This window comes from Mesorhizobium sp. M0904 (genome assembly GCF_040319475.1).
Lineage (GTDB): Bacteria > Pseudomonadota > Alphaproteobacteria > Rhizobiales > Rhizobiaceae > Mesorhizobium.
Map to the genome: position 1 here is coordinate 108,965 of NZ_JAMYOC010000003.1, position 11,783 is coordinate 120,747.

Below are 11,783 nucleotides of genomic sequence, written 5' to 3' on the forward strand. Positions count from 1 at the left end.
CCATAATCATGGCGATTTTGGCGCAGCCGACCAGGCGATCGCGCCGGAAGCGAGCAGGACGGCGGCGGCAACGATCGAGGCAAGGAAAAAGTTACCTGAGGCCTGCGCGAGCAGCCCGGCGACGATCGGGCCGATGATCTGGCCAAGGCCGAAGGCGGCCGTCATTACCGCCAGCATCCGGCGTGGTGCTTGCGGAGCAAGCTGCCTGCCGGCCTGCAGGCCAAGCGCGGTGATGGCAATGAAGGTGCCGCCGACAAGAAGGCCGCCGAGCAGCGGCCCGGTGCGCCCGCCCATGGCGACGCTGGCGCTGACGCCGATCACTTCGACGAGGCATCCCAGGGCATAGGTGGCATAGAGCCCGATCCTGGCCGTAAGCTTCTGCCACAGCCAGACCGAGGGGAAACCGGCAAGGCCGGTGACCATCCAGACCACGGCCTCGAAGATCCGGCCGCCGCCGCCCTGGCGGACGATGGCGACCAGGAATGTTGCCGTGACGATATAGCCGAAGCCGAACAGGCCGTAGGCGACAATGATCTTCACCAGCGACCGGTCTTTTGGCAGTGCCGGCTCGGGCCCGGCAACGCTGTTCGCGGTCGAGGTGCCGGCAGCCAGCAAGGCGACGGCGGCAAAGCCGCAGGCCGAAATCGCCGCGGACCACAGCCAGCCCGCCGCCCAGCCGGCGTGTTCGGTGACAAGGAGCGCCAACAGCCCCGAGGATGCCGCGATACCGAGGCCGACACCGCCGAAATACAGCGCCTGCAGGTCGTTTCGCCCGGCCGCGGCGAGATGACCGAAAACGATGCTGGTCATGAAGACCAGCACGAAGGCGCTGGCGAGGCCGGCAAGAAAGCGGATGAGGAGAAAGCCGGTCATGGTACCGGTCAGGCCCATCAGCCCGGCGAGGATCGCGGTGGCGGCAAGGCCGGCCAGCATCAGCTGGCGCTCCCGGCCCTGCGCCCAGCCGCCGGTGGCGGCAAGCGCGCCGACGAGGTAGCCGAGATAATTGGCCGATGCGATCCAGCCTGCATCGGCCGGCGACAGGCGAAGCTCTTCCATCATGCCGGGCAGGATCGGCGTATAGACGAAGCGGCCGATGCCCATGGCGACGGCCAGGGCAATCATGCCGGCGATTGCCAGGCGCAAGGGCGAAGCGATGTTCATTGCAGTGCACCATAAGTGCGCCTGCCGGTGAGACAATCCGCCTTTTGTTGGGCCAGAAGGGTTGCGCAGCCGCGTCGGCGGTTGGCTCGCCCGAGGTGCTTCTTCAGGAGACTCAACCGCAGCAGGTTCTTGTCGAGGCCGTCTCGAAGCGAGTGCGACGCGCGGTCAGCCTGAACGGCATGTCGGCGAGTTCGCGCTCCGACATGGTGTCGAGCACCGGATGCGACAGCGGATCGGTCACCCAGCTGATGGCCTCGCTGTCGTGCCGGTGTGGCTGCGTCCCGATCGAGGAAAAGGCGCCGAGCCATGATAAAATCTTCATCGGATTTGCCTCCTCACTCTGCGTAACCCACTTAGAATCCGCCGTTCGTTAGCGTCTGGCAATTGAGATTTCCGCCGCTCGAGTTTAGAAAAACTGTATGGCTACTCTGAACCGCGTCCATCTCAACGGCTTGCGCGCCGTGGAAACCGTTGCCCGCCTGGGCTCGCTTGCGGCGGCGGCCGGCGAGCTCAACGTCTCGGTCAGCGCCGTCAGCCAGCAGATCAACCGGACAGAAAAGCAGCTCGGCCGGGCGCTGTTCGAACGAACGCCAGCTGGCCTGGTGGCGACGGAATTCGGTGCCGTCTTTACCGCGCGGCTCAGCGCCGGGTTTCGCGAACTCGCACAGGCGGTGGCGCTTGCCGATGAAAGCTCGGAGTGCACGCTGGTGGTTTCGGTGGCGCCGGCGTTCGCCTCGAAATGGCTGCTGCCGCGGCTATCGCGGCATTTTGCCCGGCATCCGAACGTGCTCCTGCGCATCGATGCCTCGGTGCGGCTTGCCGATTTCGATCGTTCGGACATCGACGTCGCCATCCGGCTCGGCGACGGCAAATGGCCGGGCGGGCGGGCCGAATTGCTGCTGGCGCAAGAGGTGTTTCCGGTCTGTGCACCGGTGATCGCCAGCAAGCTGAAATCGATCGAGGACCTTGCTTTGACTTGTGCGATCACAGACGAAAGATCGATGATCAGTTGGGAGAGCTGGTTCGAAGCGGCCGGGGTGGAGCCGGTCACCTTCATGAAAGGCGCGCGCTTCACAGATCCGATGCTGTGCCTGGAATCGGCGATTGCCGGTCACGGCGTCATGCTCGGCTGGCAATTGCTGGCCGCCGACGCGCTGGTCGACGGCCGTCTCGTTGCGCCGTTCGGCATACGCGCCCAGAGCGGGCTCGGCTATTGGCTGGTGACTTCGGCCAGCAAGGGCGAAAGCCGCAAGGTCAGGGATTTCAAGATCTGGGTGCGCGAAGAGATCGAGGCGACGATGGCGCAGTTCAGGTCGCTCGAGAGCGTCAGCTAGACCTGCCGGCGTCATCAGAGTGGAAAGGTCGGTAACGCCGGTCTATGTAAGACGCAGTCCCCAATCACGGCAGGCAGGATCATGACCACACATTCGCGCGGCGTTTCCGCAACCATCGACCCGGTGAAGCTCGACAGGCTGGCGGAGGTCGCCGTCAAGGTCGGGCTGCAATTGCAGCCGGGTCAGGATCTGGTGCTGACCTCGTCTATCGCCGCGCTGCCTCTGACGCGGCGGATCGTCGAGCACGCCTACAAGGCAGGTGCCGGCCTGGTGACGCCGATCTTCAACGACGACGAGATCACTCTCGCGCGCTTCCGCTACGGCGCCGACGCCGGTTTTGACCGCGCCGCCGGCTGGCTCTATGAAGGCATGGCAAAAGCCTTCGCCGACAATGCGGCGAGGCTTGCCGTGCGCGGCGAGGATCCCTCGCTGCTTTCGTCTCAGGACCCGGCAAAGGTGGCGCGTGCCAACAAGGCAAATTCGATGGCCTATCAGCCGGCGCTTGAGAAGATCACCGGCTTCGAGATCAACTGGAACATCGTGGCCTATCCCGATCAGGCGTGGGCCAAGCAGGTTTTCGCGGACGATGCCGAAGACGTCGCCGTGGCCAAGCTCGCCGATGCCATCTTTGCCGCCTCGCGGGTGGACGTCGAAGACCCGATCGGCAACTGGACGGCGCACAATGCGGCGTTGAAGAGCCGCACCGAATGGCTGAACGGCCACAATTTCCACGCACTGCATTTCACCGGCCCCGGCACCGACCTGACCGTCGGGCTGGCCGACGGCCACGAGTGGATGGGCGGCGCCTCGACCGCCAAGAACGGCATCACCTGCAACCCGAACATCCCGACCGAAGAGGTTTTCACCACGCCGCATGCAAGGCGCGTCGAAGGCCACGTCACGAGCACCAAGCCTCTGTCCTACCAGGGCACGCTGATCGACGGCATTGCGGTGCGTTTCGAGGCGGGCCGCATCGTCGAGGCCAAGGCCTCGAAAGGTGAGGATGTGCTGCAGAAGGTGCTCGATACCGACGAAGGCTCGCGCCGTCTCGGCGAGGTGGCGCTGGTGCCGCATTCCTCGCCGATCGCCAAGAGCGGGCTGCTGTTTTTCAACACGCTGTTCGACGAGAACGCCGCCTGCCACATCGCGCTTGGCCAGTGCTACTCGAAGTGCTTTGTCGACGGCGCCTCGCTCAGCCAGGACGAGATCGCGGCGCGCGGCGGCAACAAGAGTTTCATCCACATCGACTGGATGATTGGCTCGGACAAGATCGATATAGACGGCGTCCACAAGGACAGCAGCCGCGTGCCGGTGATGCGCAAGGGCGAGTGGGTTTAAGAGCACCAGCACGCAGCCGCGCCGGTGACGCATGCGGGGTTGGCAATGGAACTCGCGGTCAAGCGCATCTATGAGCCGCCGTCGCCCGATGACGGGCAGCGGGTGCTGGTGGACCGCATATGGCCGCGCGGCATCGCCAAGCAGGACGCGGCGCTGACGCTATGGCTGAGGGACATCGCGCCAAGCGACGCGTTGCGCAAATGGTTTGGCCATGAGCCGGCGCGCTGGGCGGAGTTCCAGCGGCGATACAGCGATGAGCTCGACCGGAACGGCGAGGCGGTGGCGGAACTGCGCGCCTTGCTGCGTGAGGGCAAGGTGACGCTGCTCTACGGCGCGCATGACGAGGCCCATAATAATGCGGTCGCGCTGGCGAGCTATTTGCATGGGAAAACCACAAGCGTCTGATACGATCGATATTCATGCCGGCAGGACAGAGGGGGGCGCGACGGATCGCGGTCGGTCGGTTCTACTTCCTACCGATCGCCTCTTGATAAACATCAGGCTTGAAGCCAACCAGTATGCGATCGCCAAGTTCCAGCACCGGACGCTTGATCATCGTCGGCTTTGCCAGCATCAGCGCCTTGGCCTTCCTTTCATCCAGGCCCATCCTGTCCTCCCCCGACAGTTCGCGAAACGTCGTGCTCGCCTTGTTGAGCAGAATTTCCCAGCCGACTTTGCCTGACCAGCCGTTCAGCCGATCCGCATCCAGCCCGTCGACCCTGTAGTCATGAAAGCGATAGGCAACATCATGGCTCGCCAGCCAGGAACGGGCCTTCTTGATCGTATCGCAATTGGTGATGCCATACATGGTGATCGTCAAAAACGGATCCTCGGACCGGTCGAATCTGACGGCACCCTAAAACCGCACCTCGCAGTTTTCCAGCGGCCTTGCCGGGCATCCATGATTTTCGCCCTTGCCAATAGTAAGGAATTTCCCTAAGTGTTTCTAAGCCAACTCTGGTCACGCGGAATGGCCGAGGCAAGGAAACGACTATGACGAGCCTGCAGACCGAAAGCCCCCCGCCCGTCGACGGCATTTTCCGGGCGCTCGCCGATCCGACCCGGCGACGCGTGGTCGAACGACTGAACCGAAGCCCCGCCTCGGTCAGCGAGCTTGCCCAGCCGTTCGAGATGGCCCTGCCATCGTTCATCGAGCATCTCAGGGTTTTGGAAGGCTGCGGGCTGGTGCATTCGGAGAAGGCAGGCCGCGTCAGGACCTACCGGCTCGCGCCGGAGCCGCTGAAGCTCGCGGAAAACTGGCTGGCCGAGCAGCGAGCGCTGTGGGAGCGCCGTCTCGACCAGTTCGACGACTACGTGCTGAAACTCAAGGAGAAAGACAGATGAACATGGCTCCGTTGTTCCAACCCGATCCGAAGCTCGACCTCGTGCTCGAACGGTCGATCGAGGCGCCGCGCGAACTGCTGTGGATGGCCTTGACGAAGCCCGAGCATGTCCGCCAATGGTTCACGCCGAAGCCGTGGATCATCACCGATTGCGAGATCGACCTGCGGCCCGGCGGCCTGTTCCGCACCCGCATGCAGTCGCCCGACGGCAAGGAGGTCAACGACAGGCGTTGCTGCTACCTCGAGATCGTCCAGGACGAGCGGCTGGTGTGGACCGATGCGCTGCTGCCAGGCTACCGGCCGTCAGGCGACCCGTTCATTACAGCCGTCATATCGCTGCAATCGCGGGGCGAGGCGACGCGCTACACCGCGACCGCCATCCACCGCGACGAAGCCACGCGCAACAGCCACGAGGAGATGGGCTTCTACGACGGCTGGGGCACGGTGGCGGATCAGTTGGCGGGTTACGTCAAAACGATCTGAGCTTCTCGAAGACGGCCAGGTCATCCTCCCGGCCGCCATGCTTATTGTTCAACCTTGCAGCGGCTCCCGGAAGCCGGTGGTATTTCCGGCCTCAATAGTAGAACCGCTCTTCTGTGATCTTGCCGTTCTTGACCGTGTACAGACCAACCTCATCTATGGTGGCACGTTCGCCGGTAGCTTTGGGCGTTATGTCAAACTTGAAGCGCACTGCGAACTGGTCGCCGTTGACATATGGGCCCTCGACCGAACCGCCATGCACTTCGTTGTTCTCTTGCCACCACTGGTTCTTTTGCTTCAGAGCTTCCTTGCCACGGGAGACGGCCATCGGCCCCTCCATGGCTTCGTAGCTGGCGACGTCGTCGGCATTGTACTTCTCAGCAGCACCTTGGTGATCGCCCTGCTTGAGGAGCTCGGTGAAATCCTTGGCAATTTCCGTGATCGTCATGGGGGTTCCTCCTGTTAAGACGCATTGGAAGTAGCGGGTCGCGTGCTGGCCTGCCATCGTCAATCCCGAGACAGCTGACATGCCATGTCAGGATGATGAATATCGTGCGGGGGCTCTACATCCCGGCCAAGGCATCGTCTTGGCCGTTCAATTGCCAACGTGCGCGCTCGCGGTAAATCCCCTTGCCGATTACACTGTGGATCAGCACAAAATCCCGGACTGTCCAGCCAATTGGATCAATCGACCGTTCGCGAAATCCTGGGGACACGGACTTCGTCACGAAGCAGCGTAACATGCGGTTCAATGGACTTCGTGAGAAAGAGCTTTAGCGGGCTGTCGGAAATCAGAGCGGTGAGATTGCGCCAGAATTCTTGGAGCGCTGGATTGCTGTCACCGTTGCGCAGAACCAGCGAACCACCACCAAAAGCCGTCAGGCGATCGAAAGAAACATCGAACGGTTTTGCAACGATCATCGAGCCGATATGCCGAGCGATTTCAACCAGCTCTTCCGGATACCCATCATGGTCACCGAGGCCGACGAGCGAGATATGGATGTGCTTTTCCGGAACAAACCAGCCTTGCAGCCCTAACTCTCGATTCAAGGCGATAGCCTTTCGCGCCAAGGGACCAGCGACCGCGCTCTCAGCCAAGATGGCGAAGAATATGCGGTCGTCGAAACGTCGCTTGGACCGCTCCCATCGGAAAAAGGTCTGGCCGTTGTTCGCGGCTCCGAATGCAGGTTGCCCACTCATAATTGATCTCTCGTCCGGCAAATTGTATCCGACCGAGAAATTTAGAACAAACAGAGAACTCGTCAAATGGAAACGCAACGGGCGCTGAATGCTTTCCGCGCCAACACCCGCGATTTCAGCTGTCGAGGAAGCCCTGCCGAGCAGGAATTCGAACTCTGCGCCCCGTTGCCGATAGTGTGGGAACACTCCGGTTTTCTGGAAGTTGAAAATCAGACTAGCTGGGCAGCATAGGGCAGTTGGCGCCGCGGCGCAGGCTGATATGCGCCACATCGCCGACGCTGAATTGAGAACCCTCTGTCGGGCGTGGCGCGTCGATCACCACCTGTGTCCCCTGCCCCAGCTCTGCATGAAGGCGCAAGGTGCGGCCGTGGAAGACGATGCTGTTCACCCGCACCGGTACAGTGCCGGCCGTGGCCTCGGTCGTCGCCAAAAGATCCTCCGGACGCACGCCGATGGTGCGCACCGTGCCCTCGCCAGGCAGTTCGCCCGTCTCCGAAACCGCTTCCAGCGGCAGGGCGCCGGCGGCGAACCGCAAGCGCTCGCCGTCGCGGCCGACAAAGCGCGACTGCAGAAGGTTCATCGTGCCGATGAAGCTGGCGACGAATTTGGTTGCGGGCCGGTCGTAGAGGGTCGCCGGCGGCGCGGTCTGCTCGATGCGGCCTTTGTTCATGACGACGATGCGGTCAGAGATCGACAGCGCCTCGGTCTGATCGTGCGTGACCATGACGAAAGTGGTGCCGAGGCGCGACTGCAGGCGCTTCAACTCGACCTGCATCTGTTCGCGCAGATGCGCATCGAGCGCCGACAGCGGCTCGTCGAGCAGCAGCACGCGCGGTTCGCAGACTATGGCGCGGGCAAGCGCGACGCGCTGGCGCTGGCCACCCGACAGTTCGGACACGCGGGCGCCGAGCTTGTCGGCAAGGCCGACCATGTCGAGCGCCGCGCCGACGCGCTTCGCCTGTTCGGCACCGGCGAGCTTGCGCAGCGACAAGCCGAAGCCGACATTTTCGGCGACGTTCATGTGCGGAAACAGCGCGTAGTCCTGGAATACGGTGTTGACCGGGCGGTCGAAGGGCCTGAGCCCCGTGATGTCGCGCCCTTCGAGCAGGACCCTGCCGCTCGACGGGCCTTCGAAACCAGCGATGACCCGCAGGCTGGTGGTCTTGCCGCAGCCGGACGGTCCGAGCAGGGTCAGGAACTCGCCGCGCGAAATATTGAGATCGACAGTGTCGAGCCCGACGATGCCGCCGGGGAAAATCTTGGAGACCTTGTCCAGCCGGACGAGCGGATCAGGCGCCATCACGAACCTCGGACGGCTTGGTGGTGTTGACCCACAGGATCTGGCAGCGCTCGCTGCCCGGATTGCGGAAGGCATGCAGCAAGGTGCTCTTGAAGGCGAAGCTGTCACCGGCCTTCAGCCCGTATCTGGTCGAATCGACCACCAGCTCGACCTCGCCCGACAGGACGAAGCCGAATTCATGGCCGGCATGGGCGTAGGCTTCGGCGGTGCCGCCACCGGCTTCCACCGTCACCAGCATCCCGGTCAGCGTGGCAGCCGGCGGCGACAGCAGCGCCTTGGCGATGCCTTCCGACTTGACCGGGATCTGACGCCGGCTGTTGGCGCGAACGCAATACAGATCGTTGCCGGCATCGTTGCCATCAACAATCAGCGCCGACGGCTCGATGTCGAGGGCGGCGGCAAGCGGCCAGATCACTCGCACCCGCAATGACGACATGCCGCGCTCGATCTGGCTCAGCGCACCGATCGAGACGCCGGCTTTGGCGGCGAGTTCGGCCAGGGAGAGATTGCGCTCCAGCCTGAGCGCCCGCACGCGCCGGCCGACCCTGACGTCGGCGTCATCCTTCGGCTTCTCAGCCGCTTCGTCCAGCATGTCCATTCGTTCGTCCTTATTTGGTAAGGTTTTCCCTCCCCTTGTGGGAGAAGGTGGATCGACGCGAAGCGCCGAGACGGATGAGGGGTGTTGGCCGGAGTGCCGTCGGTGCCATCTGGAACACCCCTCATCCGTCGCCTTCGGCGACACTTCTCCCGCAAGGGGAGAAGGAAGTACGAACTCAGCCGCCCGCCTTGACCTTCTCGAACATCTTGGCGAGTTCGTCATTCTGTTTCATCGGCCCGGTGAAGATCGTGGTCTTCAGCATCACCTCGGGATCGGAAGGCAGCTGCAGTTTCTCCAACTCCTCCTTCGGCACGGCGGCGAAAGCCGAGCTGATCGAGCTGCCATAGCCGTAGGCCTGGATCAGATACTTTCCGGAATCCGTCTCCAGCCGGCTGTTGATGAAGTCATAGGCTAGGTCGACGTTCTTGGCGTCCTTGAGCATGACGAAGCCGCAAGCCCAGGTCAGCATGCCTTCTTTCGGCTTCATGAACTCGACAGGCACGCCCTGCTTCTTCAGCGAGGTGGCCGAGGCGTTCCAGGTCATGGCCGCGACCAGCTGCCCGCTCGCCAATGCTTGCTCGACCGAGGTCATGTCGGTGGTGTAGTTCGAGAGCAGCGGGCGCTGCTCGCGAAGTTTTTCTGCCACCTTGTCCATCTGTTCCGGTGTCATGTCGAATGGATTGACGCCGGCGAGAAGGGCCGCCACCACCGGTGTGTCGTGGACGGCATCGATGGTCGCCATCCGCCCGGCATATTGCTTGTCCCAAAGCAGGTTCCAACTGGCTTCCGGGTTCTTCACCAGATCGGTGCGATAGAGGATCGCGGTATTGCCCCAGTCCCACGGCACCATCCAGACCTTGCCGTCGCCGGCCTGCAGGTCGGGCAGGTTCTTGAAGACCGGGAAGATCGAATCCCAGTTCTTGATGCGCTTGGTGTCGATCGGCTGCAGCAGGCCTTCCTTGTTCCAGCGCGCCACCTTGTCATAGCATGGGTGCGCGATATCGGGGCGGAAGCCGGCCTTGACCTTGGTGAAAGCGTCATCGTCGTCGCCAAACATCGAAGCTTCGACACCATCGGGGTGCGCGGCGAGGAAGCTCTTGTTGAAGTCGGGCAGTTCATAACCCGACCAGGTGAAATATTGCAGCTTGTCCCCGGCAAAGGCGACAGTCGACGCAAGCGCCAGCGCGAAGGCAGCCAGTCCGGTTTTCGCTGTCTTTGCCGTTATCGATTTCAGGTCGAATGCCATTGCAGTTCTCCTCCTTCGGTTTCTTCTGGTTTTGACAGGTTGGCGCGCGCTGACCGCCGGGTGGCAGCAAGCCCGCGATGGCGAAGCATTTCGGCGAGTGCGGCGATGAGAAACGACACGGCCAGGATCGCGGTGCCGAGCGCCATGACGGTCGGCAGCGATTTCGGGAAGCGCAGCTGGCTCCAGATATAAAGCGGCAGCGTCGGCTCGGTGCCGGCAAGGAAGAAGGCGACGATGAACTCGTCGAAGGAGGTCAGGAAGGCCAGCATGAACGCCGAAATAATGGCCGGCAGGCTGAGCGGCAGCATCACCCGTCTGAAGGTCGTCCAGTCGGAAGCGCCGAGGTCGAGCGCTGCCTCGCGGATGGTCTTCGGGATGGCGGCGAAGCGGCTGCGCATGACCACCACCGTCGTCGGCAGCGCCACCAACACATGGCCGAGCACAATGGCAATGCGCGACGGCCCCAAGCCGGCGAGGTTGACCAGGATGAGCAGCGATATGCCGACGATGACGCCTGGGATCAGGATCGGCAGCCGCGCTATAGCACTGATCGTGGCGGCCAGCGGCGAGCGGCCGTAGAGGTCCATATAGGACACGGTCACGCCGCAGAGTGTTGCGCCAGTGGCAGCAGTTGCGCCGATGACGAGGCTGGTGGCAAGCGCGCTGGACAGCGCCGAATTGCCGTAAAGCGTGCCGTACCACTCAAGCGTGAAGCCTTGCAGCGGAAACGCCGCCTGGATCGAATCGTTGAAGGAAAACAGCGGGATCAGCAATATCGGCAGATACAGGAACACCAGATAGGCAAGGACGTAGGCTCCCAGCCAGCCGCCGCCCTGCCTTGCATCGATACGCGCCGTGTTCATGTGCGGCTGCCGTATCGGCGGTCGGCGAAGCGCACCACCAGCACCACGGCGAGAATGACCAGCATGACGGCGACGGCGAGTGCGGCGCCGAACGGCCAGTCATTTGCCTTGCCGAACTCGGCCTGGATCAGCGTACCGATCATGGTGCTGGCCGGGCCGCCGACCAACGCCGGGGTGACATAGTCGCCGACGGTCGGCACGAAGACGACGAGGGCCGCCGCCAGCACGCCCGGCATCGAATTGGGCAGCACGATGCGGCGGAAGCTGGTGAACGGTTTTGCGCCGAGATCGGAAGCGGCTTCGAGCAGCGATTTCGGGATCGTGTCCAGCGCCACATAGATGGGCAGGATGGCGAACGGGGCATAAGCGTGGGCAAGCGTGACGACGACCGCTGCCGGTGTGTTGAGAAAGGCCAATGTCGGCTCCGACCAGATGCCGCTTTCGATCAGCGCCGAGTTGAGCACGCCATTATAGGCAAGCACGATCTTCCAAGCGAAGACGCGCAGCAGATAGCTGGTCCAAAACGGCAGGGTCAGCAGGAACAGCAGCAGCCCGCGTCGCCGCCCGGCATGAAAGGCCAGATAGTAGGCGACAGGATACGCCGTGACGACCGTTGCCAGCGTCACCACGCCGGCGATACCCAGCGAGCGCAGCGTCACCGTCCAGTACAGCGGATCGGTTGCCACGGTGACGAAATTAGCAAGGGTGAAACCAGCCCCCAGCAGCGAGCCGTCATTGCCGCGGAAGGCGAGGAAGAACACAAGGCCAAGGGCGAAAAGGATCAGCACAAAGGTGACGAGCCCGCCCGGCAGCAGCATGGCGAAACGGAAACCCGGCGAAGACCGGGTTTCCGGCAGCGGCTGGGTTGCGGCGATGGTCGACATCGACTGCCTATGGTATTTGAAATCGACTAAGCTTTT

15 protein-coding genes are annotated in these 11,783 nt (G+C 62.8%); 5 read left to right on the top strand and 10 right to left on the bottom strand.

Annotated elements, in window-relative coordinates:
- Positions 1 to 6 precede the first annotated feature (6 nt).
- Both NKH80_RS04840 and NKH80_RS04845 read right to left on the bottom strand, forming a co-directional pair.
- Complete coding sequence (locus tag NKH80_RS04840; protein WP_352505261.1) at positions 7 to 1,161, bottom strand: YbfB/YjiJ family MFS transporter; 1,155 nt, start codon at positions 1,159 to 1,161, stop codon at positions 7 to 9.
- 112 nt (positions 1,162 to 1,273) lie between these two features.
- Complete coding sequence (locus NKH80_RS04845; RefSeq protein WP_352505262.1) at positions 1,274 to 1,483, bottom strand: hypothetical protein; 210 nt, start codon at positions 1,481 to 1,483, stop codon at positions 1,274 to 1,276.
- 97 nt (positions 1,484 to 1,580) lie between these two features.
- On the opposite strand from NKH80_RS04845, the gene NKH80_RS04850 reads away from it, so the two are divergent.
- The 3 genes from NKH80_RS04850 (at position 1,581) to NKH80_RS04860 (ending at position 4,238) form a co-directional block, all read left to right on the top strand.
- Positions 1,581 to 2,495: a LysR substrate-binding domain-containing protein gene (locus NKH80_RS04850; protein WP_502900455.1), complete on the top strand. Its 915-nt coding sequence runs from the start codon at positions 1,581 to 1,583 to the stop codon at positions 2,493 to 2,495.
- A gap of 81 nt (positions 2,496 to 2,576) precedes the next feature.
- Positions 2,577 to 3,833: an aminopeptidase gene (locus NKH80_RS04855; protein ID WP_352505263.1), complete on the top strand. Its 1,257-nt coding sequence runs from the start codon at positions 2,577 to 2,579 to the stop codon at positions 3,831 to 3,833.
- Between the two features lie 39 nt (positions 3,834 to 3,872).
- On the top strand, positions 3,873 to 4,238 hold the full coding sequence (locus tag NKH80_RS04860) for a DUF488 domain-containing protein (protein ID WP_352505264.1): 366 nt from the start codon (positions 3,873 to 3,875) through the stop codon (positions 4,236 to 4,238).
- Positions 4,239 to 4,299: 61 nt separating this feature from the next.
- On the opposite strand, the gene NKH80_RS04865 is transcribed toward NKH80_RS04860, so the two are convergent.
- Entirely contained in the window at positions 4,300 to 4,653 is a 354-nt protein-coding gene (locus NKH80_RS04865; protein ID WP_352505265.1) for an ArsC family reductase, read from the bottom strand.
- Between the two features lie 173 nt (positions 4,654 to 4,826).
- Here NKH80_RS04865 and NKH80_RS04870 point away from each other — a divergent pair, with 173 nt between their 5' ends.
- Both NKH80_RS04870 and NKH80_RS04875 read left to right on the top strand, forming a co-directional pair.
- Entirely contained in the window at positions 4,827 to 5,177 is a 351-nt protein-coding gene (locus NKH80_RS04870; protein ID WP_254820403.1) for an ArsR/SmtB family transcription factor, read from the top strand.
- Positions 5,178 to 5,179: 2 nt separating this feature from the next.
- Entirely contained in the window at positions 5,180 to 5,659 is a 480-nt protein-coding gene (locus tag NKH80_RS04875; RefSeq protein WP_352505457.1) for an SRPBCC family protein, read from the top strand.
- Positions 5,660 to 5,750: 91 nt separating this feature from the next.
- On the opposite strand, the gene NKH80_RS04880 is transcribed toward NKH80_RS04875, so the two are convergent.
- The 7 genes from NKH80_RS04880 to NKH80_RS04910 all read right to left on the bottom strand — a co-directional run bounded on the left by NKH80_RS04880 (position 5,751) and on the right by NKH80_RS04910 (position 11,747).
- Entirely contained in the window at positions 5,751 to 6,104 is a 354-nt protein-coding gene (locus NKH80_RS04880) for a SnoaL-like domain-containing protein (RefSeq protein ID WP_352505266.1), read from the bottom strand.
- A gap of 236 nt (positions 6,105 to 6,340) precedes the next feature.
- Positions 6,341 to 7,042, bottom strand: coding sequence for a 2'-5' RNA ligase family protein (locus tag NKH80_RS04885; protein WP_352689760.1), 702 nt, complete (start codon positions 7,040 to 7,042; stop codon positions 6,341 to 6,343).
- 28 nt (positions 7,043 to 7,070) lie between these two features.
- Positions 7,071 to 8,156: an ABC transporter ATP-binding protein gene (locus tag NKH80_RS04890; protein ID WP_352505268.1), complete on the bottom strand. Its 1,086-nt coding sequence runs from the start codon at positions 8,154 to 8,156 to the stop codon at positions 7,071 to 7,073.
- Complete coding sequence (locus NKH80_RS04895; protein WP_254820400.1) at positions 8,146 to 8,754, bottom strand: cupin domain-containing protein; 609 nt, start codon at positions 8,752 to 8,754, stop codon at positions 8,146 to 8,148. Before NKH80_RS04895 ends, NKH80_RS04890 begins: the two co-directional genes overlap by 11 nt.
- 175 nt (positions 8,755 to 8,929) lie before the next feature.
- Entirely contained in the window at positions 8,930 to 10,000 is a 1,071-nt protein-coding gene (locus tag NKH80_RS04900) for an ABC transporter substrate-binding protein (protein WP_352505269.1), read from the bottom strand.
- Entirely contained in the window at positions 9,985 to 10,863 is an 879-nt protein-coding gene (locus NKH80_RS04905; protein ID WP_352505270.1) for an ABC transporter permease, read from the bottom strand. The genes NKH80_RS04900 and NKH80_RS04905 overlap by 16 nt, the downstream gene beginning before the upstream one ends.
- Positions 10,860 to 11,747 (bottom strand): ABC transporter permease, encoded by an 888-nt coding sequence (locus NKH80_RS04910; RefSeq protein ID WP_352505271.1) that lies wholly within the window; start codon positions 11,745 to 11,747, stop codon positions 10,860 to 10,862. The genes NKH80_RS04905 and NKH80_RS04910 overlap by 4 nt, the downstream gene beginning before the upstream one ends.
- Positions 11,748 to 11,783 lie beyond the last annotated feature (36 nt).